This window comes from Pseudovibrio sp. JE062, from assembly GCF_000156235.1.
GTDB lineage: Bacteria > Pseudomonadota > Alphaproteobacteria > Rhizobiales > Stappiaceae > Pseudovibrio.
Genome location: NZ_DS996807.1, coordinates 351,899 through 377,996, shown reverse-complemented (window position 1 = coordinate 377,996; position 26,098 = coordinate 351,899). Strand labels below are relative to the sequence as shown.

At 52.3% G+C, this 26,098-nt stretch carries 29 protein-coding genes; 16 read left to right on the top strand and 13 right to left on the bottom strand.

The window, feature by feature from the left end; translation table 11 throughout:
- The first annotated feature begins 3 nt into the window (after positions 1-3).
- Complete coding sequence (locus PJE062_RS09345) at positions 4-900, top strand: U32 family peptidase (protein ID WP_008548506.1); 897 nt, start codon at positions 4-6, stop codon at positions 898-900.
- A gap of 46 nt (positions 901-946) precedes the next feature.
- On the opposite strand, the gene PJE062_RS09340 is transcribed toward PJE062_RS09345, so the two are convergent.
- Entirely contained in the window at positions 947-1,618 is a 672-nt protein-coding gene (locus tag PJE062_RS09340) for a GntR family transcriptional regulator (protein WP_008548542.1), read from the bottom strand.
- Positions 1,619-1,805: 187 nt separating this feature from the next.
- The gene (locus PJE062_RS09335) at positions 1,806-2,249 is read right to left on the bottom strand and encodes a YqaA family protein (RefSeq protein WP_008548222.1); all 444 of its coding nucleotides are present in this window, start codon (positions 2,247-2,249) and stop codon (positions 1,806-1,808) included.
- A 207-nt stretch (positions 2,250-2,456) separates the two neighbouring features.
- Between PJE062_RS09335 and PJE062_RS09330 the strand changes: the two genes are divergently transcribed.
- The 4 genes from PJE062_RS09330 to PJE062_RS09315 all read left to right on the top strand — a co-directional run bounded on the left by PJE062_RS09330 (position 2,457) and on the right by PJE062_RS09315 (position 6,443).
- Positions 2,457-3,467 carry a proline racemase family protein gene (locus PJE062_RS09330; protein ID WP_037036431.1) on the top strand — a complete coding sequence of 337 codons (1,011 nt, stop codon included), beginning with the start codon at positions 2,457-2,459 and terminating at the stop codon, positions 3,465-3,467.
- Positions 3,468-3,644: 177 nt separating this feature from the next.
- Entirely contained in the window at positions 3,645-4,913 is a 1,269-nt protein-coding gene (locus PJE062_RS09325; protein ID WP_008548741.1) for a glycerate kinase, read from the top strand.
- 75 nt (positions 4,914-4,988) lie between these two features.
- The gene (locus tag PJE062_RS09320; protein ID WP_008548198.1) at positions 4,989-5,924 is read left to right on the top strand and encodes an AraC family transcriptional regulator; all 936 of its coding nucleotides are present in this window, start codon (positions 4,989-4,991) and stop codon (positions 5,922-5,924) included.
- A gap of 150 nt (positions 5,925-6,074) precedes the next feature.
- Entirely contained in the window at positions 6,075-6,443 is a 369-nt protein-coding gene (locus tag PJE062_RS09315; RefSeq protein WP_008548818.1) for a hypothetical protein, read from the top strand.
- A gap of 73 nt (positions 6,444-6,516) precedes the next feature.
- On the opposite strand, the gene PJE062_RS09310 is transcribed toward PJE062_RS09315, so the two are convergent.
- Positions 6,517-7,896 (bottom strand): MATE family efflux transporter, encoded by a 1,380-nt coding sequence (locus tag PJE062_RS09310; protein ID WP_208982227.1) that lies wholly within the window; start codon positions 7,894-7,896, stop codon positions 6,517-6,519.
- Between the two features lie 202 nt (positions 7,897-8,098).
- Between PJE062_RS09310 and PJE062_RS09305 the strand changes: the two genes are divergently transcribed.
- The gene (locus PJE062_RS09305) at positions 8,099-8,560 is read left to right on the top strand and encodes a hypothetical protein (RefSeq protein WP_008548829.1); all 462 of its coding nucleotides are present in this window, start codon (positions 8,099-8,101) and stop codon (positions 8,558-8,560) included.
- Between the two features lie 97 nt (positions 8,561-8,657).
- A complete protein-coding gene (locus PJE062_RS09300; RefSeq protein ID WP_008548443.1) occupies positions 8,658-11,294 on the top strand; it encodes a hypothetical protein in 2,637 nt (878 codons plus the stop codon).
- Positions 11,295-11,339: 45 nt separating this feature from the next.
- On the opposite strand, the gene PJE062_RS09295 is transcribed toward PJE062_RS09300, so the two are convergent.
- Complete coding sequence (locus PJE062_RS09295; RefSeq protein ID WP_008548457.1) at positions 11,340-12,137, bottom strand: phytanoyl-CoA dioxygenase family protein; 798 nt, start codon at positions 12,135-12,137, stop codon at positions 11,340-11,342.
- A gap of 91 nt (positions 12,138-12,228) precedes the next feature.
- Positions 12,229-13,122, bottom strand: a complete 894-nt coding sequence (gene asd / locus PJE062_RS09290) for an archaetidylserine decarboxylase (RefSeq protein WP_008548344.1) — start codon at positions 13,120-13,122, stop codon at positions 12,229-12,231.
- 215 nt (positions 13,123-13,337) lie between these two features.
- Here asd and PJE062_RS09285 point away from each other — a divergent pair, with 215 nt between their 5' ends.
- The 3 genes from PJE062_RS09285 to PJE062_RS09275 all read left to right on the top strand — a co-directional run bounded on the left by PJE062_RS09285 (position 13,338) and on the right by PJE062_RS09275 (position 18,198).
- Entirely contained in the window at positions 13,338-16,979 is a 3,642-nt protein-coding gene (locus tag PJE062_RS09285; protein WP_008548589.1) for a hypothetical protein, read from the top strand.
- 128 nt (positions 16,980-17,107) lie between these two features.
- Positions 17,108-17,581, top strand: coding sequence for a hypothetical protein (locus PJE062_RS09280; RefSeq protein WP_008548727.1), 474 nt, complete (start codon positions 17,108-17,110; stop codon positions 17,579-17,581).
- A 161-nt stretch (positions 17,582-17,742) separates the two neighbouring features.
- The gene (locus tag PJE062_RS09275) at positions 17,743-18,198 is read left to right on the top strand and encodes a hypothetical protein (protein WP_008548465.1); all 456 of its coding nucleotides are present in this window, start codon (positions 17,743-17,745) and stop codon (positions 18,196-18,198) included.
- A gap of 86 nt (positions 18,199-18,284) precedes the next feature.
- Here PJE062_RS09275 and PJE062_RS26520 read toward each other — a convergent pair whose 3' ends face one another.
- Positions 18,285-18,440: a hypothetical protein gene (locus PJE062_RS26520; protein WP_008548254.1), complete on the bottom strand. Its 156-nt coding sequence runs from the start codon at positions 18,438-18,440 to the stop codon at positions 18,285-18,287.
- Positions 18,441-18,557: 117 nt separating this feature from the next.
- Here PJE062_RS26520 and PJE062_RS09270 point away from each other — a divergent pair, with 117 nt between their 5' ends.
- Together PJE062_RS09270 and PJE062_RS09265 are read left to right on the top strand one after the other, a co-directional pair.
- On the top strand, positions 18,558-18,944 hold the full coding sequence (locus PJE062_RS09270) for a hypothetical protein (protein ID WP_037036429.1): 387 nt from the start codon (positions 18,558-18,560) through the stop codon (positions 18,942-18,944).
- 58 nt (positions 18,945-19,002) lie between these two features.
- Complete coding sequence (locus PJE062_RS09265; RefSeq protein WP_008548306.1) at positions 19,003-19,248, top strand: DUF2188 domain-containing protein; 246 nt, start codon at positions 19,003-19,005, stop codon at positions 19,246-19,248.
- 62 nt (positions 19,249-19,310) lie between these two features.
- On the opposite strand, the gene PJE062_RS09260 is transcribed toward PJE062_RS09265, so the two are convergent.
- Positions 19,311-19,769, bottom strand: a complete 459-nt coding sequence (locus PJE062_RS09260) for a hypothetical protein (protein WP_208982226.1) — start codon at positions 19,767-19,769, stop codon at positions 19,311-19,313.
- Positions 19,769-19,969 (bottom strand): hypothetical protein, encoded by a 201-nt coding sequence (locus PJE062_RS09255; RefSeq protein WP_008548251.1) that lies wholly within the window; start codon positions 19,967-19,969, stop codon positions 19,769-19,771. Before PJE062_RS09255 ends, PJE062_RS09260 begins: the two co-directional genes overlap by 1 nt.
- 163 nt (positions 19,970-20,132) lie before the next feature.
- Here PJE062_RS09255 and PJE062_RS09250 point away from each other — a divergent pair, with 163 nt between their 5' ends.
- Complete coding sequence (locus tag PJE062_RS09250) at positions 20,133-20,522, top strand: VOC family protein (protein WP_008548478.1); 390 nt, start codon at positions 20,133-20,135, stop codon at positions 20,520-20,522.
- 2 nt (positions 20,523-20,524) lie between these two features.
- Here PJE062_RS09250 and PJE062_RS09245 read toward each other — a convergent pair whose 3' ends face one another.
- Positions 20,525-21,196: an AraC family transcriptional regulator gene (locus PJE062_RS09245; RefSeq protein WP_008548740.1), complete on the bottom strand. Its 672-nt coding sequence runs from the start codon at positions 21,194-21,196 to the stop codon at positions 20,525-20,527.
- A 108-nt stretch (positions 21,197-21,304) separates the two neighbouring features.
- Positions 21,305-22,480: a cupin domain-containing protein gene (locus PJE062_RS09240; protein ID WP_247643111.1), complete on the bottom strand. Its 1,176-nt coding sequence runs from the start codon at positions 22,478-22,480 to the stop codon at positions 21,305-21,307.
- 226 nt (positions 22,481-22,706) lie between these two features.
- Between PJE062_RS09240 and PJE062_RS09235 the strand changes: the two genes are divergently transcribed.
- Positions 22,707-23,528: a class I SAM-dependent methyltransferase gene (locus PJE062_RS09235; RefSeq protein ID WP_208982225.1), complete on the top strand. Its 822-nt coding sequence runs from the start codon at positions 22,707-22,709 to the stop codon at positions 23,526-23,528.
- Here the strand turns inward: PJE062_RS09235 and PJE062_RS09230 are convergent, their stop codons facing one another.
- On the bottom strand, positions 23,529-24,191 hold the full coding sequence (locus PJE062_RS09230) for a Crp/Fnr family transcriptional regulator (protein ID WP_014283647.1): 663 nt from the start codon (positions 24,189-24,191) through the stop codon (positions 23,529-23,531).
- Positions 24,192-24,288: 97 nt separating this feature from the next.
- On the opposite strand from PJE062_RS09230, the gene deoD reads away from it, so the two are divergent.
- Together deoD and PJE062_RS09220 are read left to right on the top strand one after the other, a co-directional pair.
- The gene (gene deoD / locus PJE062_RS09225; RefSeq protein ID WP_008548225.1) at positions 24,289-25,017 is read left to right on the top strand and encodes a purine-nucleoside phosphorylase; all 729 of its coding nucleotides are present in this window, start codon (positions 24,289-24,291) and stop codon (positions 25,015-25,017) included.
- The gene (locus tag PJE062_RS09220) at positions 25,017-25,259 is read left to right on the top strand and encodes a YgjV family protein (RefSeq protein ID WP_008548770.1); all 243 of its coding nucleotides are present in this window, start codon (positions 25,017-25,019) and stop codon (positions 25,257-25,259) included. Before deoD ends, PJE062_RS09220 begins: the two co-directional genes overlap by 1 nt.
- A gap of 121 nt (positions 25,260-25,380) precedes the next feature.
- Here the strand turns inward: PJE062_RS09220 and PJE062_RS09215 are convergent, their stop codons facing one another.
- Positions 25,381-25,671: a hypothetical protein gene (locus PJE062_RS09215; protein ID WP_037036424.1), complete on the bottom strand. Its 291-nt coding sequence runs from the start codon at positions 25,669-25,671 to the stop codon at positions 25,381-25,383.
- A complete protein-coding gene (locus tag PJE062_RS09210) occupies positions 25,668-26,090 on the bottom strand; it encodes an aldehyde-activating protein (RefSeq protein ID WP_008548757.1) in 423 nt (140 codons plus the stop codon). The genes PJE062_RS09215 and PJE062_RS09210 overlap by 4 nt, the downstream gene beginning before the upstream one ends.
- Positions 26,091-26,098 lie beyond the last annotated feature (8 nt).

Below are 26,098 nucleotides of genomic sequence, written 5' to 3'. Positions count from 1 at the left end.
AACATGAGCAAGATTGAACTTTCCTTAGGTCCCAACTTCTTCAACTGGTCCAACGAGAAGCTCGTCGACTTTTACGCCCGTATTGCAGATGAAGCGCCTGTTGAGCGCGTTTACATCGGCGAGGTGATTTGCGGTAAGCGTATGCCGTTTAACGACAAGGTGTGGCCAGAGATTTATGAGCGCCTTGCCAATGCAGGCAAGACCGTTGTGTTCTCCACCATCGCTCTGCCCGTGACTGTTCGTGACCGCAAGTCCATCAGCGCGCTTTCTGAAGATGGTGAACTGGTCGAAGCTAACGACATTGCTGGGGTGCACAAGCGCTCTGGTCAGCCGTTTGTGGGTGGTCCGTTCCTCAACATCTACAACGAGCAGACTGCGAAGGTTCTGGTGAACCTGGGCATGGAAACATTCTGCCCGCCTGTTGAGTTGCCGATGAAGTCGGTTGAGGCGATTGCGCAGGCCCTGCCAGATCTGACGATTGAGCTGTTTGCATTTGGCCGTCTGCCATTAGCTGTTTCTGGCCGCTGCTACCACGCACGTGCGCACAAGCTGCATAAGGATAACTGCCAGTTCATCTGTGATCGTGATCCGGATGGCATGGACGTGACAACTCTGGATGACCAGAAGTTCCTTGCAGCAAACGGCATTCAGACTTTGTCTCACAGCGTGCAGGCGATCACGATGAACCGTGATGAACTGCTTACCAAAGGCATTGGTCGTTTGCGTCTGTCGCCTCAGGACATCGACATGATTGCAGTTATCGAGATCTATCGTGATCTGGTTGATGGCAAGATTGAGAGCGCTGAAGCAGAGGCACGTTTGCAGGGACTGCCACTGCCAGGAGCTCTGGCGAACGGTTATGTCACCGGCAAGCCGGGCCACCTATGGCAGGCTGATTAAGTTCAGATCAGATTTCACAGGAAAGCGGGGCTTTGGCTCCGCTTTTTTATGAGGGGACCATTCCGCCCATAACATCAAAGATCATTTTGCAGATTTGCTCTGCCGCTTCCGCACGCAGGCTTTTCTGAAACTCGACAGCTTCAGCTGCTTTTCCTTCTTTGATGAACTTTAACAGTTCCCAATGCTCCTGAGCGGAGTTTACAGGTGCGCCATGTGCCTTCAAGAGCATGTTTCGTGCACGCTGGGAACGATCCCATAACTGCAAAAAAACTGTCTCCAAGTGCACATTACCGCTGAATTTGACGATGTCTTCGTGGAACTTCTTGTCAGCCGCAGCCCAGACGCTTAGGTCGCCGCGTTCTAACGAAAGGTCCATCAGCGTGACGGAGTCTTCCAGAGCGCGGGCCTCTTTTTCATTGATCGGCTTTTCGGCGAGTTTTCGGATCGCAAGGCCTTCAACAACCTCAAGGATCTCGTAGATCTCCGAAATGTCGCCAACCGTGATTGGAAGAACGCGCATGCCCTGACGAGGGCGCATTTCAACGAGGCCATCCTTCTGCAACATCAGCATGGCCTCCCGCACCGGGGTGCGGCTCATTTCCAACTGGGTAGCAGCTTCCTGTTCAAGCACCTGAGTGCCGGGGCCGAGCCGGTTCTCAAGAATAGCCTGCTTCAGTTTTCGATAGGCGATAGAGACGTTAGACGTGGACGAAGGCATTTCCAAAATATGGGTTCGAGTAAAGATCGTTTTTCTCTACCATCCCCCCTTTGAGTTGTCGATATTTCCGCTAAGTAATAGAAAATTGCACTACACACATAATATCAATTTTATCTATAAAAACCATAGAGTTCAGTGATTCACTCTAATCAAAAATGATTACTGCATATCGGACGGGATCAACAGTTTATCCCTGCCAAGCCGTGACTGCGTAATACACAAATAGGTATCTGGCGACTTTGCCGATAGCAACCAGCACCAGAAAATTCATAAATTTCATGCGTAGCGTGCCAGCAATGACTGTGAGCGGATCACCGATAATCGGCACCCATGCGAGCAGCATTGAGGCCTGACCGTAACGCTTAAACCAGCGCACTGCTTTCTTGTATTGATGCTCTTTGACCGGAAACCAGGAACGCTCTTTGTAATGTGACAGAAAGCGACCGCAGTACCAGTTGAAGACAGAACCTGCAACATTGCCCAGGGATGCGGAGGCAATCAGGATCACCGGGTCCCATCCTCCAGCCAACAACAGGCCACTGAGGGCAGCTTCTGAAGAGCCGGGAGCGAGCGTTGCAGCTAGAAAAGAGAATGCAAACAAGCCGCCATAAACACCCAGAGCCACCAACATCTTAAGAAAAACTCCAAATCACTTGAGCAGTAATATTTCACAGTGTATTGAGCGTGTCCCCCACGCAGGCTATGAAGGTGCTCAACTTTTACCTGAGCGCATTCTTGTTGTCTGGTTGCAGCCAATCAAACGGAGTGCGCAGCAGGAGCTCTATTCAAAGACAATCAGTTCGGAAATAAGGCATTCCGACTAGTTGCGGGGGAGAACATGGATAAGCAACAGAAAATAAGTGTTGTCGACATGCATACTGGTGGTGAGCCACTTCGTATTGTGACTGACGGCTACCCGGAGATCCCCGGCGAGAGTATTCTGGCGAAGCGCAGATTTACCCGAGACAATCTGGATCATCTTCGGCACTTCTTGATGTTTGAGCCTCGCGGCCATTTTGACATGTATGGCGCGATCCTTGTTGAGCCTTCCCATCCGGACGCTCATTTTGGCGTACTGTTCATGCACAACGAAGGCTACAGCACTATGTGCGGTCATGCAGTGCTCGCTCTGGGCCGTTATGCGATCGATCATGGGCTGGTTGAGGCGAAGTCTCCTGTCACCGAAGTACGCATTGAATGCCCATGCGGTCTGGTGGTCGCGTCCGTTGAAGTTGAGAATGGCGTGACGGGCGCAGTGTCCTTCCATTCTGTGCCCGCGTTCCTGCATTCACGGGATGCAACCGTAGATGTGAAAGGGTTGGGCGAGCTGACTGTTGATGTCTCTTACGGTGGCGCGTTTTACGGGTTGGCACCGGCTTCCGCATTTGGGCTGGATGTTCAGAAATCACGAACAAGAGACCTTGTTGATGCGGCGAATGCGGTAAGCGATGCGATCCGCGCGGCTGTTACTCTTCAGCACCCTGATGATGCGGACCTTGCATTCCTCTATGGCACCATTCTCACTGATGGGAATGACGCTTACAGCTCTGATCCGACTGCCAATATTTGTGTGTTTGCGGACAGCCAAGTGGATCGTAGCCCGACAGGTTCTGGTGTGACTGCACGTTTGGCTGCGCAAGCTGCAAAGGGCCTGATCAGCAAAGGCCAAACCCGTCGGTTTGAAAGCCTGATCGCAACCAGCTTTGAAGGCACCTATTACGCAGACACCAAGTGCGGACCACATGATGCCATCGTTGCTCAGGTGGCTGGCAAAGCGCATTACAGCGGAGAAGCGACATTCTGGCGGGAAAATGATGACCCTGTTGGTAACGGCTTCCTGCTGAGATAACTCGCTGTAGTTTTTCAGGTTTCGACCGAGTTTCGAAAAATGACGGGTTCCGGTTTCTCAGTTGAGAGCGGAGCCCGTTGTTTTTTGCTGGAAATCGCATCAGGTTAAAGCTAGAAAATACAAAGAAATTCAAAAAGATAACCGAAACTTTTCGGTAGCAATCGGGGGTGGGCAGCGATGGTGGCTGATCCTAAGCGTTTTCTGAGTGACCTGTTCCATGCAGCCATTGAATCGGCGCAACCGGAAAAATGCATCCCTAATTTCTTGCCGGCTCACCCCAAAGGTCGTCTCATCGTTATTGGCGCAGGTAAAGCCTCCGCAGCCATGGCGCGTGCAGTGGAAGACAACTGGGACGGAGACCTCAGCGGACTTGTGATAACGCGTTATGGTTACAACGTTCCCTGTCAGTCTATCGAGATCATCGAAGCGGCCCATCCTGTGCCTGATCAAGCTGGACTGAATGGCGCAAAGCATATGCTGGAGCTTGTCTCTGACCTCTCAGCTGACGACACCGTTCTTTGCCTTATCTCAGGTGGCGGTTCCTCCCTGCTGCCGCTGCCGTTTGATGGACTTTCACTTGAGGACAAGCAGACCATCAACAAAGAGCTTTTGCGGTGTGGGGCGACCATCAGTGAGATGAACTGCGTGCGCCGGCATCTCTCCCAGATCAAAGGGGGGCGTCTGGCTGCAGCATGCCATCCGGCTAAGGTGATCAACCTGCTGATCTCTGATGTTCCCGGTGATGATCCAATCAACATTGCATCGGGGCCAACAGTGGCTGATCCGACGACTTGTGCGGATGCTCTGGCGATTGTGGAGCGCTATAAGATCAAGCTGCCAGCTAGGGCGCTGGAAATCCTTGAAACGAGTGCTGGAGAAACACCGGATGCAGCTGATCCGCGCCTTACCAATGTTGAAACACACATGATCGCAACGCCTCAGATTGCGTTGGAGGCAGCTGCAGCTCTCTCTGAGCAGCAAGGAGTTTCGACTTACATTCTGGGTGACAGCATTGAAGGTGAAGCCTCTGATGCGGGTGTGGTGATGGCGGGCATTGCCAAGCAGGTCGCTGCTCGTGGACAACCGTTCAAAGCGCCATGCCTGTTGCTTTCCGGTGGAGAGACAACGGTGACAATCAAGGGGAAAGGCCGAGGTGGGCGGAATGTAGAGTTCCTGCTGTCTTTGGCCGTTGCGCTGGATGGGCAGAAAGGCATCTATGCGCTTGCCGGAGACACAGATGGTGTGGATGGAATTGAGGAGATCGCGGGAGCCTACTGTGATCCAACCACCCTGGAGCGCGCATGGGCTGATGAGATCAATCCGAGGCTTTCCCTTGCCAACAATGATGGACACGGGTTCTTTGAAGCCATTGGTGACAGCATCATTACCGGCCCAACGCTGACGAATGTAAACGACTTCCGCGCGATCTTTATTGAAGCGGTTTAGGCCGTAGCGTTCATATTATCTCTCAGATCGTTCAGGCTTATGGACGAATGAGCTTTTCGCGCTCATAGTGTGAGTATGCTTGATACGCTTAGTGACATCCTCACCCGCCTTGATGTGAAAGGCACGCTCTATTTCCGCACCTCCTTTACAGTGCCATGGGGCGTTGCTGTGCCTTCCTATGAGAATGTCGCGCGCTTTCACTTTGCGCATCGCGGTGATTGCATGGTGCGTGTGAAAGAGACTGGCAAGAAGGTTCTTCTGGCGCAGGGCGACTTGCTGATTGTTCCGCATGGCGCTGCGCATGATATCTATTGCGGTCGCTCTGAAGAGGAAGTCATCCTGCCACTGGATCGTGTGCTGGAGCTTTCCGGATACAGTGGCGAAGGTGTTCTGGTTTATGGCGGAGAGCAGGATGAGCGGGAAACTCAGCTGATCTGCGGCCATATCTCACTTGCCAGAAATGCACGTCATCTGATTTTTGATCAGTTGCCGGATTACATTCACATTGCCAATTATGGAGAAGCTGCCGGACGTTGGATGGAAGCTACACTGCGTTTGATTGGGGATGAGACCAACGGAACGCGGATGGGGGGTGATCTCATCGCGTTGAAGATGACGGAAGTGTTGTTTGCTCAGGCTCTGCGCAGCTTCATTGAGCAGGAAGGTGAGAAGCACATTGGCCTCGCAGGCTTTGCTGATCCGCAGCTCAGCAGAGCTTTGGCTGCCTTCCATAAATCACCTGCACGCGAGTGGAGTGTGGAGGGGCTTGCGCGAGAAGCCGGCCTTTCCAGAACCGGGTTTGCAACGCAGTTTTCTAGCAAGATGGGGCTGACGCCGATGCAGTATCTGACGAGCTGGCGGATGCAGATTGCGCAGCAAGGCTTGGTAGACGACAACATGAGTGTTTCAGAAGTGGCTGCTCTTGCCGGATATGCCTCTGAATCTGCATTTACGCGGGTCTTCAAGAAAGAGGTAGGGTTAACACCAGCGGCGTATCGCGCTACTCATTGACCATATTCCGCTTAATTGTACTTATCGGCTCTCTATTCTGAACGATCTGCACATTCCTTTGAACGACCTGAAATTGAGCAAAATGAGGGCTCCTCCTAATCTGACTGTGCCCAAAACGAAAGACCTACACAGTCAAAAAGGAACTCAGTCATGTCCCTCCGTTTCGTCACAAAAAGCATCCATGCTTATCTGGATTATCCTGTCGCATTTGCCCTGATCGGACTGCCCTTCATTCTGGGGCTCGGTGCGACCAATCCGTTTGCGCTTTGGCTCTCCGTTGGAGTTGGCGCTGCTGCGTTGATTTTAACGTTGCTAACAGATCACCAGTTTGGTGTGCTCCGCGTGCTGCCTTACAGCTTCCATCTGGCCGTTGATGGCGCGGTTGGTGCGCTCTTCCTGTTTGCCCCGTTCCTCTTCGGCTTTACCGGATTGGATGCCGCCTATTACTGGGCTAACGGCATTGCGGTTGCGATTGTTGTGAGCCTGCACAAACCAGAAGCCGAGATGGCACCGGCATAACGCATGGCTTTACCCCGCTTCCCTCTTCTACAGAACCGCAGGCGTTATCATGAGCCTGCGGTTTTGTTATGTTTCAAGAATTAGCAAGTGCAGGTTCAGAGTAGCCCTTCCAGAAGCTGTACTGCACAAAAAACAAGCTGCTGCGATAGATGAAGTCGGCGAATATGACACCTGCGAGGCTGTAGTTCATTAAGACGCCGAAGACATAAGCAAGCGGCAGGAAAACAAGCCATTGAGTGACGGCAGAAACCGTCCAGACACGGCCAAAAAGCTGAGCACCCTGAAGGACATAGTTTGCCACGGCCCCTGCGATGTTGAGCGGCAGTATTAAGCAGGAGAGCGTGAAAACCAAGATGAGTTGCGGCTCATCCAAAGCTTCTCCAAGTAAGAGGATCAGGAGGTCCTCTGAAATCAACATGACGAACAAGGCGTAGATCACGATTGGATAGGCAGCGCCGGAGATCATCTTCATGCCGACCTGTTGCGCTCCGGATTGATCTTTAGCGCCGACAGCTTGGCCAATCTGACTGATCGCGACACTTCCCAATGCATTGGCTGCATAAATCGGGATGAGGGTTGCCTGTGTGATCACTTGATAAACGGCCAGAGCCAGCACACTCAGATGCCCGACGATCCAATAGCTGGTGAAGATCCCCAGAGCATAGATTGTGCTTTGGGAGGCAGATAGGAATGCTTTGCCGACGATCTCCATTATCAAAGGGAACGACAGTGCTCCGACCCTTAGTTTCTGGCGAGAGATCGCTTGCAGAGCAGCCAGTACATAAAACACTGAGGCCAGTGCAAATGCGATGAACGTGCCGAAGCCAATGCCAGATACGCCAAGGTTCGGGGCCCCAGCCCAACCGAATGCCAGCACGACAGTCGCGACTGCGTTGACCACCTGCGTGCCTATGCCGATGTAGGAGACAACCCATGCTTTGCCAACAGAGATAAGCAGGCCACGGGCTGAGCTGCACACGTAGTAGAACGGTGTCGCATACAGGAGATACTCCAGATACTGCCTTGCGGCTGTACGGACCTCTGCATCCGGGTTCATGAATATGAGGATGTCTTCAAGGAAGTATATCGAAGCCGTTGTCAAAATGAGCGCCAGGCTCACTCCCAGCACCAGACAGACAACAAACGCATCCAACACTTCGTTGTTTTTTCGACTGGTCAGAAAGCCTGCGGTGAAAGACTGGATGGCAATCGAGAAGCCGTTTGAAAATGAGAACAGCACAAAAAACATCATGCCACAGATACCTACTGCGGCGACGGCGGGAGCACCGAAGAAGCTGGAGACGTAGGTGTCTGTCCAGTTGGTGAACAAAGCGGCGCTACCGGTGAGAAAGAGCGGTAAGGCCTTCAAATACATATGCTTGAACGAAATCATCGGTGCTGAAATGGCTGAGTAAAAACTGGCGGGACTAATTGAGTCTAGGCTTGTCAGCATACACCGTTCCCGCGAGGGCGATAGGTGAAAATAAGTAATTCAACCTATATTTTGCTTCGCATTTTCCCACTGAAGCTCTTTTCTGCATTTTCTGAAAGTAACTGTTCCGATCAGCACAGTAGAACATCTGTAGAAGTGTCACTCTCGTCTACATTGAGACCTTCATTCCAAGATCTCTTCTACTCATGGTGAGGAGTATGCCATGACTGAGACGACTGCCTTTGACGAGTTGGTTCAGGCGTTTTCATCCAGTTTTGATCTGGACCTGCCAGAACCGTGTAATGGTGCCTATTTCTTCTGCGTTGATGAACGCAGCCATCTGATTTTATGCCAACATCATGCGGACTTCATCATGATGGCGCTGACGAGCGGCTTGCGCAAAGTGGACCTTTCTGCTGAGCAGGCGCTGATGCTTTTGAAGAATAACGGCAACGCCTTTACCCAGCCGCACATTATCGCTTCGATTACCGGCCAGCGTGTTTCTCACTGGACTGAAGTGTCCGTTAGTGGCGGTGTTGAGCTTATGCGCACAGCGTTTGATTTGCTGCTGGATGCGAATGCGCAGCTGGAGCGGGCGCAGCCATCTGCCGAAGACGATATGATCGACGAGATTCATGTTCCGCTTCCAAAATTCGGGTCGGACATGGTGATCCTCAGTTCGTGATCGCTCTGAAAAATCAATGGAATTTACTGTTTTGGTTTTGGTGCACTGGCACTCCTGATCAACTGGAGGCCAGCACCTGAAGTTTATGAGGTGTCCCATGGGCCGTTCTCCTATTCATTCAAAAGTTTCGCAGCCTCAGATCAATCCGGATCAACAAGGGGCAACACCGAAAAAAACAACCAGCTCTCATAAAGGGCACAAGTTGGGTCATGCCGAACCGAAGAACGTGCATCGTCTGCTGGATCAACTGGATGAGCTGAATGGCACATCCACTAAGCACAGCCGTCCGGCGAAGGCGGGTGCAAGAGACCCGCAGTTGCGTCCGCTTGCCTATCACAAACACCATAAGCCAGAGGGTGAGCCCACCCACCCAACGGATGGCATGTCGCGCGCGCAGAAAAAGGCACGGTATGAAGGGTATCGGTTGCCTCAGGAAAAACTGATAGGGCATGGCACGACATCAGCTCAGGCGGGTGCCAAACCTGTTCCGACCAAGGCAGAATCTCCGCTCGCAACACATGCCAGAACGCTTGATCAGATAACCTCTTATCCGGATTTGAGCGAGTATGTGATTGTTGAAGCTCCGCAGCCAGAGAGCAGTGGTGCTTCTGCTGTCGCTGGACCATCACAGGTCAGCACTCCGCCACAGCAGAAAGCCGCGGAGCAGCCATTTGCTCCATCACCGCATAGTGAACCGCTGGAAGTGAAGCCGCATCCGGCCATGCTGGCTATGCAGGAGCTGGATCTGGCTGTGAGCCCGGAACTGGAAGCGCAGTTCAACGCCTATCAGGAGAAGAAAACAGCTTTCATCAATGATCCGACAGGCACCGCCCATGAAGGGCCTGAGGCTGCAGCCTGGCAACGCCGTATTCGCGGTTTGCTAGGCATGGAGCAGGACAAAGCTGACACGTTTTTGCGGATGCAGTTCAGAAGTGGATTGGATAATGACGCGCGCGCCTTGGCCAAGCAAATCTTTGAAGACGCTGCTCATGATCCGCGGTTTCTTGCCTTCCTGAAAATCGCGGCACTGGCAGCCCCTGAGGATTTATCCAGCAATCACAAAGAGCTGCTGGTTTTCTTGAGCCAGAACCTGAAGGCTTTGAATAAGGATGTTGTTGGTGATGCGAACGCATTGATCCGTCAGAACGCATTCAGCAAAGGCGTGATCGAGGCAGTGCAAAGTGCGCGCTCAAATGCTGTGACCGAGCAGGATATTCAGTATCTGGATAAGATGGAGAAGGAAGCCATTGCCTTCCGGCTCGCGACTTCTGAGCAAATGGCGCAGGCGTTAAACGCCAGTAATGATGCACTTGCAGCGATGAGCTTTGGCGATGCGATTTTTGCCAGCACAGCAAGCCTGTCGCATGAAAATGGCCGTGCCCAGTACGCTCTGGCCAGCTTGCAGGAGGTGGCTTCTCATCTGACAGAGCAGCATCTGGCCAAGCACAACAGCATCAGGAAAGCAGAGGCATGGATTGCCAAACAGCCATGGGCATCCCTGATTTCGGTCTCTATCCGCAAAGATGGTGGCTACTACGACATCGACACAAATCTGCGTCATGACCCTGCTGCGAGAACAGTCGGCAACAGCACGTTTTATGACAACACCGATGTCGGGCCGCAGGAAGGTTTGACCAAGAGCGCCTTGCGCGACAAACCTCAGTTGGTCCTGAATGGTTTGCGCTCCAAGGAGATGATGGAGGCATTGAAGCTGACGCCAACAGGCGAAGAGGGCGTTGATGATCTGGAGATCGTTGAGAAGCCAAGTGATCTGGCTTTGGCGTGGGGCAGCACTCTGGTTGCGGCTCAGCAGCGGGGCGACGATATCTCTAAGATGCTGCCGGATTACTTCGTTCTGAAGCAGGTTCGTTATCACAAGATCGAGGGTTTCCTGATCGAGAACGACATGCTGGAGCCTGCATGGGTGGTTGAGTACAAGCCTGCCTCTCACACACTCTCTGAGATCAGCAGAATGAGAGGTTTGCCGCAAGCAGCTGCGAAGAATTTGGCTGCGTTGACCATTAACATGAACGAGTTGAAGGCTAATCAGACTGAGCAAACCGGCAAGCTCACTGAAATGAGAGAGCGGTTGGATACGTTCCTGAGCACTAAAGGCAATGGCTTGCTGATGAGCTTCGGCAAAGCGCACTTTGCTTTGGACAAGCTGATGGAGCACGTACGCGATGAAGTTCATGCGCGGATTGGCAAATCTGGCGGCAGCCTGAACAAAATCCAGAAGTGGGTTTCTGAGCAGCCGTGGGCAGCTTTGTTTGATGTTTCCGTTACACGGCCTGAGGGCGGCAAGAAGAGTGAGTATCTGATCTCAGTTAAGCAGAAGACAGATCCTGAGCCAGCCAAGCCAACGGTAAAAACCATCGCTGTTGAAGATCCGGAAGCTGAAGCAACCGCTCAGCAGCCTCGTGATGAGTTCCCAGGCTTAACTGGCTCCCTGCGGGCCTTGCTGCTGCCGGAAAATCGGGGGAAGTTGATCCTGAAGCCAACGGGTGAGACCAGCTTGGGTAAGGAAATTGTCGAGAAACCAAGCAAGCTGGCCCGTACGTGGGGCGAGTTGCTGGCAAAAGACAGAGATGCTCAGGAAGAGCTGCCTGATTTTCTGGAGTTGCGTGAAGTTCAGTATCACAGCGAAACCAAAAACATCTTCAGGAAAGGTCATCTGAAGACCTGCTGGGTCTTAGAGTTCAAGCCTGATGCTCTGAATGCTGGTAAGAGCTAATGCTTGGGGAGTGCGGTTCTCTGACTGCACTCCCATATTCAATGGTTAGCGCTTGTAGATGATTGGGAACCAGTCCTCACGCAGGATCTGACCCGGCTTCATGTCATGGCCCGGGAATGGTGGAGATGTCCGGCCCGGACGTTCAATGTAACGTGCGTCATCGCCTAACAGGCGCAGTGAGAACGCACGGCGGCGCTGTTCTGTTGTGTTACCGCGGGCTCCATGCAGTGTGTAGTAGTTGAACGCGACAGCATCACCCGGTTCCATCTCCCATTCACGGATCGGCATGCCTTCTGCATCCGGGTCCGGGATTGGCATGTACTCGTCACTGTCACCGTAGAAGTTTTCTTCTGAGAGCCAACGGATTGGCAAGACAGGCTTTTCCCAGAGGTGAGAGCCTGCAACGCTGCGCAAGGTGGCATCGGTGACTGGGTCCATTGGGGACCAGAAGCTGACGGTCTGTTGCCCTTCCACGAAATAGTAGGGGCCATCCTGATGCCATGGTGTGGTCTTGGAGGTTCCCGGCTCTTTTACAAGCACATGGTCATGGAACATCTGGACTGTTTGGGATTGCATCAGGTCGGCGGCGACTTCTGCTGCTGGTGAGTTGTTCACCACCTCAACAAACTCTGGAATGCGCTGCCAGTTGCAGTAGTCATCGAAGAAGCGACCGCCCTCGCCTTCTTTCAGGTTTTCCGCTGCATACTCACCCGGCTCAGTCATATTTCGCTCGATACCAGCCCGGATCAGGTCGATGTGATCCTTGAAGAGGCCCTTGATCAGAACGACACCTTCGCGCTGATAGGTATCGATATGCTCCTGAGTGATAAGTGATGATGGCATGGTCCCGTCCAGTCTGTTAGCGAAGCCGACAGTCTGGACGAAGAGTTACCCGGGATAAATACAACTTATGCTAGGCGATCTGGAGATTTTCTCAGGCAATCGTTGCGAAGGGCTGACCTACTTTGACCAGCATTTCCTTGCCCGCCGCGCTGTTGGCGACGAGATCTTCGCAGAAGTTCACAGTACCCGGCTCAAACACGACAACGACAGTTGAGCCGCCGAACTTGAAGTAGCCCTTCTCGTCCATTTTTTCGACGCGGCCAGAGGTTTTGGTGTTTACGATACTGCCGACACCAAACGCACCGACTTCCACGTAGCACATGGTACCTGCGGCTTCTGTCTCAATAAGGGTGTAGCTGCGCTTATTCTCACCGAACACATCCGGACCGGCGCCCAATGCGATTGGGTTTACGGAGTGATAGGCCCCTTGCAGGTCCTTTGCGTCTACGATTTCGCCAGCACATGGGAAGTGGTAGCGGTGATAGTCCGCAGGGCACAAGCGCACAATTGCCAGCGCGCCGCCGATGTAGCGCTCTGAGATGCCTGGCAGCATTTTGCGGATGGAGAATGGATGACCTTTGACTGGAACGAAGGTGTCTTCATCCAGCTTTGGAAACACCAGAACGCGCCCATCTGCCGGACTGACGATGCTGTTGGCATCGTTATCATACGGGCGGGCATCCTCTTTCAGGTGACGGATAAAGAACTCGTTGAAAGACGCAAAGCTTGCCTGCGGGTCTGCAAACTCGGCTGTGTCAATGTTGAGCTCATCAATGGCGCTTTGGATTTTGCCGGTTGAGAGCGAGCTGTCGTAATACCAGCCCATCGCCTTGCTGAGGGCTGCAGAGCGGAACAGTAGTTTTTCGATCAGGCTGGAGCTGGAATCCTGATAGGCCCAGCGGATCCACTTTTCTCCCAGAACCGTTTCTTCAAACTCTTTGCCGGTTTCACGGTCGATAACGATAATGGGTTGTTTCTCAGACATCTGGCAGCCTTACTCGCAAAAGAACGAGGCTTTACTAGGTGAGATACCCAAAGAAGGCAAGTAACTCTCACTTTTATTTTAATGTCTGCCCGCAGGTACAAGTCTCTCTTCACCAGTTCTTTCAAATCCCGGCGTGAACGCCTGAATCTACGTCATTTCCAGAGTATCCGAGACTAAATTACAGCCAGTCGATCTCATTCACTGCGGAGTTTCCGATGCCAGAAAACAAGCTCACACCCGAACAGCATCAATGGGCACAGAAGGTCTACCGGCACTTGCAGTGGAAGTTCCCGTTGGTGGAGGGAGACCCGCATGAAGACGATGAGCTTGAGGAAATTCCGCTGGATGATGTGGAGCTTAACACCTCTTCTCCAGGTAACACGGAAGATGCTGTCGAGGAGCCTGTTTCTGAACTGGAAGCCCGGAAGAAGGCGCATGATGCGGAACTGAGCAGCCTTTATAAGCGCCTGAAGCGTATCAGAAAATCTATCGAAGTCGCGGGCAAACGCAGCAAGGTGTTTACCGAAGAGGATGAAACGCAGGATCTGTTTGAAGCCGCCAAGGCGCTTGGTGAAGAGCAAATTGCTTTGGCAACTGAGGTTTCTGGCCAGAAAGATCAGGATGGTTTTCATGATCTTGGAGCAATCAAGGGTCATCTGGATAAAGCCGATCACTACCTGAAGACCATGCAGGCCGCCTATCAGAAGGGTCAGGGAACAGCCGTTGAAGAGCTGGAAGACCTGAAGAAGACCGCCGCGCGATATCAGCAGCGTGTTGAAGAGCTCCACAAAGAACGCGCTCCTTTGACAAACTGGAGCGTTGATCTTTCCGCAGTCGATAGTGCCTACAGTGCAGCGCTGGACAACTTCACCGAGATGAACCGCGCTATTTCAGGCTACGTGGTGTCAGAGGTCAATCGCACTCTGGATGTGGCGAAAGAAAAGCTGGCACAGCTGAAGGAAGCGACTGACAGTGCGAAGCGTTATGCAGATGCGAGTGGCACCGAGCTGTTGCTCAAGGTTTCAATTGCAGAGCGTACCATCAAGGATCTGAGTGAGCAGAGCATTACGCTGGATGATACGCCGGATCAGCTGGGTGCATTCAACAAGGCCCATGATGAAGCTGTCGCTGAGGCCAAGAAGGCCAATGATGCTGTTCTTGGCAAGCGTGGCCGGGATTGTGAGGCCGCATTGACGAAAGCGGACAAGGCCATTTCTCAAATGCAGCAGATTTTGTTGCTGGCACGCACAGCCGCTGCGGGGAGTGAGTTTGCGCCATCTGACAACGTGGATGAGACCTTCCTTCAACAACTTGCCGATGATGTTTCAAGGCAGGAGAAAATCGTCGATGAGCTCAACGGCCAGCGTGATCTGGTCAAGAACCATGGCATCAACTACCCGTCCTTTGAAGCGGCTTACCAGTCTGCGCAGACGGGGATCCTTGGAGCACAAGCGGCTTTGCTGGCGCGGAACGGATTTTCGGCACAGGCCAGCATTCATGATGTGCGTGATGCTGCTGAGGACATGAAGGATTACATTGCGGAAGCCGAAAGTGCACTTGAGGTTCTTGCTGAGCAAATTCGGGATTTGCGAAGAGCACTGGAGCCGTTGGCCGACAAGCGCAGGGACTTTGAAAAGTATGCGCAGGCCGATGAGAAATTTGGCGGAAAACAACTTGGCCGGTTTGATGCGGTTTGTGCAGAAGTGTCGGCACTGATTGATTATGCCGAAGTCTGCATGCAAGGCCAGCGCGTTGAGGAAGCGGATCAGGCCGTTGGCAACTCCCGCAATGGTTTGAAGAGACTGGAGAAGGAGGCGAAGAGCCTGCTTTGGATGCCTCAGGTCAGCAGTGCGGCAACGGAAGACGAAGCGCGTGAGATGCTGGAGAAGGCCATTGCGCGTGTGCGGGCTGATGTTCAGGATTACGATAAGATGCGCAGCGTTTTCCGGGACAATGAAGAGCTCAAGATCTACGCGAACCTTTTTGACAAGGCTGCTGATTATGTTTCTCAGGCAGAAGATCAGCTGGCGAGAAAGCGGTTTGCGAATGCAGAGGATGCACTGGACAATGCGCGTGTCACACTCGATTCCATGGAAATCGCCTATGAGCGCGGGGCTGATACGGCTGCAAAGGTGGAAGGGTTCCTTGCTGATGTTGAAGCTGCCAAAGACCGGATTACTGCTGTTTATGACCAAGGTATGGCCCTGCAAAACCCGGATCATAAAAATGACTTCCTCAGTTACAACAGCATCGCTACAGACTTCGCCTTTCAGGTAGAAGGCCTGATTGCAGAAGGCAGAGTGAAGGATGCCCGTGCAATCCTGAGCAACCTGAAAGTTGCACTTGCTAATCTGGAGCGGTGTGTCACCCAAAAGCCACCAAAGAAAAAGAAAGCAAAAGCTGAACCAAAATCCACTGAGACGCCAGTTCAGGAGCAACAGGCACAAGCGGAGGCAGTTGATCCTAAAGCGGCTGAGCAAAAGGAGTTGGGGCAGCAGCTGGATCAGATCCGAAATGCGATCAACACGATCTTCAGTCAGGCCCGACCCCATTGCGTCGACGAGTATGTGAAAGATCTGGAGGAAGCCTACGCCTCAGCGATGCAGCAGCAGGAAGAAGCAAGTACTGCTCTGACAACAGGAGATCTGGAAGGGGCTCGCCAGTCGGCCTCAGCGGCCAAGCAGGTTCTGAGTGTCATGCAGACCATTCAGGACAACAGCCGGCAGATCCTGACCTCCCTGCTGAATGGTCTTTCTGAAGGGGCGACATATTACGATACGCTGATTTCCGGCATCTATCAGAAACGAGCAGAGTTTGATGACTGGAATGTCGACCTGGCGCAGTTTGATAACGCTCACAATCGAGCGCAAGAGACATTGCGCAATCTTCATAAAGCCATCAAGGATCAGATCGCGGAGCATGCCAAGGCCCTGCTCGATAAGCTGGAGGATGATAAGCAGGCTTTGGAAGAAGCTTATACTGAGACCTGCGAAAGTCGAGATATGTTGCGATCTGATCTGATCATTCAGGTTTCTGACAAGCAAAGCGAACTCTCACAGCTGTTTCCCCAGCAATACCGCTTTGATGGGAATGAAGCTTTGCTTGAGCGCTTTGCCAAGCAACACGCTATGGCTCTCGTTTGCGCGCAGGTGATGCTGGACAACCTGAAGGCCGAGAATGGCAAGGAAGTTGAAAATCAGTTCGCCAAGTTTGATGAGTGCGTGGCAAATCTGAAAGAGATGCTCAAAGAAGCTCCGCTGCCTTCTGCTGAGAACCAAACACCAGAGATTGATGAGGATGAGAGCATCTCGATTGGCATTGAGCAAACCTATCGGCAGCTCAAATCCTTCGGAAAACGCAAAGATCTCTTCAAAAACAAAGAGGACCTTGCTGAGTTCAACGCCCTCGTCAAAGAGGTTGAAACTTATCTGCAAGAAGCCGAAGCTCAGCTGGGTGGGCGAGATGCCAAGAGTGCCTTTGATAAGGTGGAGGCAGCCATGGAGAATGTACGGGCTGCCTTTGAGCGCGGCCAGCGCACTGCTGCAACGCTTGAGGCCTATCAGATCAAGGTTGAGGAGCTGGCAGACACCATCAACCAACTTTTCGGCCAGCGCGGTGTCATTCAGGACGAAGATGACATGGCTATCTTCGTCGATCACAACGAGACAGCCAGCGAAGCTGCTTACAAGAGTGAGAGCTTCCTGAAAAACGGAAAGATCACCGAAGCTGAGGTTCAGTTCGGCTTTCTGCGCAGCCTGATTGCCAGCATGGAGCGGATCCTCAAGCAACAAGTCACCAAACAACGCAAAGGCATCTTCAAGCGGCGGGGAGCTGTTCGCCACGGTAAGAAGAAATAGCGCCTTCAGTCCCGGATTTCAGCGGCATTTCAAGTTGTGCTGGAAGCGGTGTTTGAAGACGTTTGGAAACCATTGTCTGCAATTCTGGCCCGACGCTCTTGCATTTTAATTCGGGATTGGAACGCAGAATGAGACGCTATTTCACGACAGGCCTATGCCTGATTGCCATTGCTGGTCTGGCGGGATGTCAGACAACGACGCCTGGTCAGGGTCGTTTGGGTGGTAAGGACGTTCAGTTTGAGGTGACCGAGAACTTCTTTGGCGGTGGTGGCGCAGCGACGACTGCCACTCTGCCGGATGGCGAAGTGTTTACGGGTAAGCTTGTTACAGCGAAGAGCGAGACCACCAACATTGGTGAAAGCGACTTCGGCGGCTTTGATGATTTCGACGACTTCGATGATTTTGACGGGTTTGATGACGGGCCGTTCCTTGTCTCAACCTTCTCGACCACCTACAGCCCTTATGCGCGTGGCGTGCTGTTCAGTGCCAAACGCAGCATGCGCTGTGTCGTGACGCTTTCCAACCCAGCCGGTGGCTTCTCTGACGGCGGTGTCGGGCAGTGTAAGCTTTCCAATGGTGGAACGTTCCCGGTGGAGTTCTAGCGAGCGAAATCTTTTCGTTATTGTGCTTTTTGTGATTGCTGGTCTCATAGCCCCTGACCTACAGCCGGTTCAGGGGCTTTTGGCTGTGGTGACTGTAGTGTTTGAACTCATTTTCTGACAGCCGAACCCGACATTCAATTATTCGGGATTGGTGAATTACAATGAAGACTATTCTAAAAATCGGTGTGTGCGTTGCTGCATTTTCAGCTTTGGTGGGCTGTCAGTCGACCACGACGGGGCAAGGCCGTGTTGTCAGCAAAGATGGCAAGAACTCCCAGAGCGTGACGTTTCAGGTGACCGAAGAGCTTCTCGACAATGGCGCAGCCTCTGTTGTGGCGACACTTTCCAGCGGTGAGTTCTTCACCGGTAAGCTGGTGACTGAGAAGAAGCAGACTGAGAGCGTTGAAGACGGTTTCTTCTATGAAGATGACGACGATGACTTCTTCACCTCCAGCTCTTCCACCACCTACAGTTCCAAAGCCAAAGGTGTACTGTTCAGCGCTGCTCGTTCCATGCAGTGTCAGATCACCCTGAGCAACCCAAGCCTCGGGTTTGCAGATGGCGGCGTTGGCCAGTGTAAGATTTCTACTGGCGAGACTGTGCCGGTTCAGTTCTAAGTACACGCTTCGAAAAAGCCTGAGAAGCCCATTGCCTCTCAGGCAAATTCAGCAGAGGTTATGCCTCTGCGCACTCTCTATGCTTGTTAGGTTTTGGTGAGGTCCAGCGCGCAAGGATCGAGCAACTCCGAAATCTTCTCGCTACTTCCCTGCACATCTTCTATGTGGCTGCGCACAGTATCAAACAGCGTCAGCAACGCTTCATATTCCTGCGTTTTTGCTTCTTGGCTATTGTAAAACAACCTTCTATTTCAGCTGAAGCTCTACCCAAATACGAACATTGCGATTAACAGTCTCGACAGTTATCCTTTTTGGGTTTCTACAACTCTAAGCCTGTCGTTTTTGATGAAAGTGTTTTGATGTCAACTGATAGTTCCCTGCCTCGCGGCACATTGGCGATTGAACTTATCCGAACAGTTCTTAAGCAGATAAAAAACGGCAAGGAACCTCATGAAATTGAAACAAGTGACTCTAACCAAAACGCATCGCCTGTCGTCAAAAGTTTGATCGATCTAGGTTTAGTAGATCACCTTTCAATCGTAGCAGCTCTTCAAAGCGAGGCGAGGTCAGGGACTTATTTCTTAACTGATAAAGGTCTTAAATGGCTTCGCACCTATGACAGATGGGAGCGCTTCAAACATGAAGTATCTAAGTGGCAAATCCTTTGGGGTATAATCTTGGGAATTTCAATCAACATGATTTCTAATTTAATTTGGCCGTACATTCTAAGCTTCTTATCTGTGTAACAAGGCTCTCAAAAGCTAATAAGAGAGTAATTTGAACGATGTTGTTGAGGAGAATGCTATGTCTGAGTTCAGAAAGTTCTTCCTAACTAAAGATAAAAACAAAGGCGATTGGGTGTTAGAGCAAGAAGGTTCAGGGCGGGCCCGAAGACGATTTTCGACCAAGGCCGAAGCCACAGCTGGCGGTGTTTTGGAGGGTGCCCTAGGTTCAGCTGGAGGCTCTGTGCGTATCCGTAAAGAAAACGGCCAAATACAAGAAGAACGCACTTTTCCACGCGCCAAAGATCCTGAAAAGAGTCCCGGTTAAGCTCAAATAAGCAACAAATCAGTTTCAAGCTTTTATTGTACCACACCTATATAGTTGCCCCCTCACTCAACCTTTTCCGGCATGCCTTTGCCGTTGTTCCACCAGCGGTTTGGGTTGGTGCTGTTGGGGTTGTAGGCGGCGCGGCTGGCCCAGTCTTCGCGGAGGAAGATAACGGGTTCTTCGTAGTGGTGGACGTGGATGATGGCGTCCATGACTTTTTCGAGGATTTGCAGGTCTCGCTCGATGGAGATTTTGAGCTCCACCATGGGGTAGGTCTCTGTCATACCGGCCTCAAAACCATCCACGTGGGTTGTGGTGGTGGAGTTTGGTTCTGGCTGAGAGGTTTCCTTGCCGATTGCGGAGATGCTTGCGTTGCGCTGGTAGCGGCCAAAACTAAGCGGGTGCACTTGCATGACGGCATCCAGTATGCGGTCCGTGTCTTCCGGCAGTGTTTGGATTTCAATTGTCCAGACCGGTTCAAAACGGCCTGATTTGGCCTTGTATTCAGATAGATCGCTCATCATCCCCTCCCCTCATTGTTGTCCTGCGTTTTGCCGCGAAATGTGCCGTAGAGCCCTACGATACCGACAGCGCTAATCAGCAAGCCTGCGATGACGTTGAACAGGGTGCCATCATAAAACGCAGTGTAGGCGAAGTAAGCGCCATAGCCGCTGATGAAGCAGGTGATCAGAACGTACAGAACTTTGCGGAAATTGCGCATGAAGCAGCCTCGCTCGCTGGCAGGAACCTGAGGGAGCCTAACAGATTCCCTCGTGTTTGCATCCACGAGTGATCAGAGAGCTCCTTCTGAAAGTGTCGCTTTTTTTCAATACGCGTGGGTTGTGGCTAGTTAGGTTTCTTCTCAGGAAAACAGGAGAGATTCCATGCACTTGAAATACGTCATCATGTACGTTGAGAACCCACGCGAGACTATCGACTTTTATTGCAAAGCCTTTGATGTGGAGCCCGGTCTGATCACCGAAGAAGGTGATTATTGTGAGGTGAAAACCGGAGAGACAACTCTGTCGTTCTCTTCCTTCAAGCTGATGGAAAGCCTTGGCAAAAATCCTTCACAGGCAGATGCGAGTAATCCGTGCTTTGAGGTTGCTTTCCAGACTGAAGATGTGGCTGGCGGCCTTGCAAAGGCGTTGTCAGCAGGTGCTGAGCTTGTGCAGGATGTGAAGGAAGAACCGTGGGGGCAAACGACCTCCTACGTGAAGGACATGAACGGTTTCCTGATCGAGATTTGTTCGCCGGTGACAGCTCCGGCTTAAAATTAGCCAAAGGCGATGGATTGGGCTTGTTGCTTGAAGCTTGTGTTTGCGGCGAATTGCATGGGCGAGACGCCAAACCAGCGTTGGAACTCGCGGCTCATGTGCGCCTGATCAGAGAAGCCGTTGTCGAGGGCGAAGTCCGCCCAGTTTTCGACGGTATCAACGCGTCGGGCAGCTTTGCGGATGCGGGCAAGCTGACGCCAGTAGACCGGTGAACGGTTGGTGTGGCGCGCCAAGGTGCGCTGCAATGTTTTGAGCGTCACCCCCAACGCTCCTGCGGAGGCGGCAATGGACACTTGCTCCTCCGCAATGCAGCCCAGCGCTTCAGACACACGTGTATTGAGACGGGTATAATCCGCAAGCAACTGATAGATGGTGGCTTCATCCCATGACCCCAGCCCCTTCAGCGCTGCGAGCAATGCTGGCTCATTGACCTGCGTGCCCGGCTTAAGGCGAAAACCGATCATCCGATTGACAGTGATGCGATCGGTTTGGTGGGGTTCGTCAAACAGCTCAGAGACCTGCCAGGCAGGGCAATTGCCTTCCACTTCGGTGACAATCAGATCCCGACAGCCATCTGGCAGGATTGGACCGGAGACGCCCAGTTGTCCGGAATGACGCCAGACCTGAGCGAGCGTTTCAGGCAAAGACGTGCTGGTTTGATTTTGCTGCACACCTTCCCTCCCTTGTTCGCTTCGTGGTCTGCCTTCAGCAATTTGCCATCAGATCAACGGGGGAGCAAACAGATTTACTCCCAAAACCTGATCTCTTTGGCTCTATGCTTATCCCTCCTTAGTGGCGATGAAAACATCTCGGTTCGGAAACTGTCTGACAGCTCTGGATTGCTGATTGAAGTGCGCTGTCAGCAGGTAATCCGGATTGCTGGCAAGCCATTCTGACAGGTCGATGGCCTGATACTCACCGGTGTTAAAGGCAATCAGAATGCGCGCCTTTTCTGTTCCTGTGTTTTCAATGGAGTGGCCGTAGCCTTGCGGGATGTAGCCGACATCTCCTTTACTCAGAGTTTCAATGGCATAGCGGCCTTTAGCGCCAAACATGGTGACGCTGATGCTGCCTTCCATCACATACTGCCATTCATCCGCATTGGGGTGCCAGTGAAGTTCTCTTAGCGCACCTGGATCAAGCTCCAAAACAAGGCCGGTGATGGTTGTTGCAATGGGGAACTCATTCTGGCTGACACGCCATATACGTCCACCCTTGCGCGTTACCTTGGGCTCTTGTTTCAGGAGGCTGTATTTGTGCGCTTCCGGAGTAGGATTGAACTCCCCCTGATGGGGCAGCGTGGGTTGCTCCGGAGGGATGACGCCGTTGACAAAGTAGGCTTCTGATTTGGGGAAGTTGTCGAACGCGCTTTCAGGCATGCCAAGGTTCTTGGCCAGCAGGTTCTTCGGTGTGTGGCCCAGCCAGTCTGTGATGCTGAAGGTGCCGAACTCTGAGAAGTAGCCGTTATCAAAGATCAGAATGAAGTGGCAGGGTTCATCGCCCAGGCATTGGATGGAATGTCCGTGCCCTCTTGGAAAGTACCAGACGTCACCGGGTTCAAAATCATCCGTTGCGGATTGACCATTGGGATTGATGACTGTGGTCCGGCAGCGGCCATCCATGACGAAGGCCCACTCTGCGGCTGTTGCGTGCCAGTGCAGCTCGCGGGCGACACCCGGTTCCAGCTTCATGGACACGCCAGCGATGCCTGTTGAGATGGGGAACTGTTCGACAGTGGCCTCTTTGCCAAAGCTGCCGCCATCGACACGTCCGGTGGTTTTCTCCAGCTCGAACTTGAATCTCGGGAGTTCTTTGTTTGCCAGGTCTGGTTCGGGAACGTTGTTCCAGAATGGCCCTGATGGATACTCAGCTGCGGAGGCTTGTGTTGCTACTGCTCCGCCAACACCCGCTGCCATGGCAGCTTTGAAAAAGTCCCGTCTTGATGCGCCAGACATGATGCCTCCCTACGATCAGGAAATGCAGCGCGCACATATTATCACGGTGTGGTTTGTGGGCAATGATGAGATGGTAGGGCACCTCACAGGCGAGGCGAAATGCTGGCGTTAGTGTTAATCAGTCGTGCCCAGCCAAAGATTACGGATTTTCATTTGAATGCGGCTTGTATTGCGAGGAAAATAGACCTTGTAGGGCAACAACTTGCTGCGCCCCTCTGATTTCCTGATGCCTATTGCAAAGATTGGATCGCTCATGTCTGTCGATGTTACTCAGCAATACAAGACCAGCTCAAATCTTAGAACCCGCGCGAACCTGCACCGGCGTTATGCCAATAAGAACTGGTTTGAGTGGGCTTACAAACACATGGGGTTTCGCGAAAACAGCAAGATCGCAGACATTGGGTGTGGCACAGGCTGGTTCTGGACAGCCAATCAACATGTGCTACCAAATGGGCTGGATGTTTCGTTGCTCGATCAATCCGCGCAGATGGTGGCAGAGGCCAAAGGAGCTTTGGAAGCGCTTTCTGCCGTGCAGCGTGTTTCCGGTTATGTTGAAAAGGCTGAAGCAATCCCGTTTGAGGATGCTTCCTGCGATATGGTGATGGCGATGCACATGGTCTATCACCTGTCGGATCCCGATAAAGCCATGGATGAGATGCAGCGTATCCTGAAACCAGATGGGCAGCTTGTCATCTCGCTTAACAGCCCCTCCAACCTGAAGCAGATTTATGAGATCAACAGCCGCGTGTTTGATGTGGCTCCAGTTGACCCTTCCACTGTGATAGCACCACCTGCTGACGTTGCAGGCCAGCTGCAGCAGCGTTTCAACTCAATCTCTCTGCTGACTTATAAAGACATCTACGAGATTGATGACGCTGAGACCGTGTTCGCAACCCTGACGTCCTACCCTCCCGGCAATGAGGCGACGGAGGCACAACAGACTCAGCTGCGTGCTGAGATCAGCAAATCTCTGGAAGAGCACCACGGCGTTATGAGCTCACCGCATGAGGTGCTTTTGCTTGTGGCGCAGGAGCCAAAGGCGGTTTGATTACCGCTCTTCTTCATCGGAGAGGTAGCGTTGTAGCTTGTCTTTGTTGGCGACTTTGAGTTCGCGGCCTCGTTTTTCGACGAGGCCCAGCTCGATCAGTTGGCTGACAGCGCGGCGGTAGACGCGTTCTGAGCAACCGAAGCGTTCAGCCTCCCGGAAGACACGTTCAAACTGGATTGGGGGCTTGTTGCCCAACTCGCGGAGCATCAGGTCTTTGGCGATGTTGTAGGCCAGCGGGTACATGAAGTGCGATGTGACCCGATCCATCACGCCCTGATAGGTATCTGCCAGACATTGGCTGAGCCAGATACCCACATGCGGGTGCTGAACAAGTAATGCTTCCAGCTCAGCAATCGGGATCACTCGAACACTGACCGGACCATCGCAGCGGATATCGAACTGGATCGGCTTGCCGGTGAGGAACTCAATCTCTCCGTAGAGGCGATCCTCTATATTGAAACGGCCATGACTGAAGCGACGACCGTTGGCTGCCGTGTAGCTGACCGTACAATATCCGTCATCGATCCAATAGAGGTGCTCAAGGGTCTGGCCTTGCCGGAGGAGGTATTCTCCAGGCTCCATATGGCGCAAAAGGAACGGGCCAGATTTGATCCATTCCAAGACTTCCTTATGTCCAATTTCAGCGAGCGATTTAATTGTCATTTTTGCATTATTTAATTCAGAGATGCGGACAATTGTCCTGTTTTTGAATCGGAGATATTTCTACCTTTCTCCTTGCAAGCTGCATAGGAGAATCTTGATGACACCGCATATCAACGCCCAGACTGGAGACTTTGCTGAAACAGTCCTCATGCCGGGTGATCCGCTTCGCGCAAAGTATATTGCAGAAACCTATCTGGAAAATGTACGCGAAGTTACTAACGTGCGTAACGTGCTTGGTTTTACTGGTGAATACAAGGGTAAACCACTTTCCGTTATGGCGCATGGTATGGGTATGCCATCCATCTCGATCTATGCACATGAGCTGATCAACTTTTATGGCGTCAAGCAGCTCATCCGCGTCGGCAGCTGCGGTGGTGTTGATGAAGAGCTGAAACTGCGCGATCTGATCGTTGCAACCAGCGCCAGCACCAACTCCGCGATGATCCGTGATCGCTTTGCAGGCTATGACTATGCTGCTGCTCCGGATTTTGAACTGCTGAAGGCTTGTTCTGAAGCTGCGAAAGAGCTCGACCTCTCGCCGCGCTTCGGCAACATTCTCTCTGGTGACCTGTTCTACGGTTCCAATCCAGCTCTGCTGCCAGCCATGCAGAAAATGGGCGTTCTGGCAGTGGAAATGGAAGCTGCGGCCCTGTTTGCGATTGCTGCGGAGTTCCGCGTGAAAGCACTGTGCGTGCTGACCGTTTCTGATCACCTGATCACTGCAGAAGAGACTTCTTCCGAAGAACGCCAGACCAGCTTCAACCAGATGATGGAGCTCGCTCTGGAAACTGCTTATGCAACAACACCTGAAATGGCTGACGCATAATGAATATGGAACTTGTAGGCTATCTGGCCTCAATCACCGTGATGACTTCCCTCCTGATGGGCAACGTCCTGTGGCTTCGTGTGATCAACATGATCGGTTGTATCCTGTTCACCATCTATGGTGTTGCAGTTGATGCTTACCCGGTTGTTTTGCTCAACGGCATGTGCGTGTTCATCAACATTTACCACTTGGCAAAATTGAGAAAGCAACAACAACAAGCACTTACGCCAGCAGAAGCGTAAGGCACTCGCCCCCATCAAGCCAAGGTATTTGTAAACTCAAGAGCCCTGAGCGTCCTCCAAGACGCGCTCAGGGCTCTTTTTCTTTTTATCAGGCCAGTTCCGGCTGCAGCAGCTTGCATTTTCAGCTAGCGCCGCTCTCCCTGCCACCTTCAGCTGCGAAAACGCGGTATAGCAGGGTGACATTTTCGGCTGAAGCTGCTTTGCCAAAGGTGAGCTGTGGTTTCCCAGTTTCATCTAAGGCTAGCTTGTAGAGCACTAAATATCGTGCTTCGAGAAAGCTTTGAAATGCCTCGGCGGTGTCATTTTCAGCAAATGTAAGCTGTATTCCCCGATGTGAGTGTGACGTCACCTTTGGCTCCACAGATGCCAAGGTTGAAGTTTGATCGTCTAACACAAACTCAGCTTCCATCATTGCACCACTTTCAGATCAACTAACAGCCAGACCTGGTCCCAGCGGTTTAGTCTTTCTTCTGGAGAGAGTGAGGCTGGGGAGACTGGTTGTGCGTGGGGCAAGACTGGGTAGTCTTTGAGGAGTGGGGCGCGGACGGCGCCTTTGAGTTGGTCGTTAATTTGGCAGGTGACGGCAATCATGTCGTTGCAAGCCGGGCAGAATAGGATAGTTGCCTGTTGGCTTCCCTGCTTTTCTTCAGTCAGCGGCTGCGAAGCTTCGATGAGAAGCTCCCCTTTGGGGTGAGACAGGTAGATGCCATCGTGTTGGGTGCAATAGTCGCAAGAGCATCGGCGAGGCGTGTACTCGCTGAGCGGCTTATGCAGTTTCAGCTTCACGTGCGTTCCACCGCAGGAACATTGGCCGTGGCTTATCTCATGCATTGCGATGC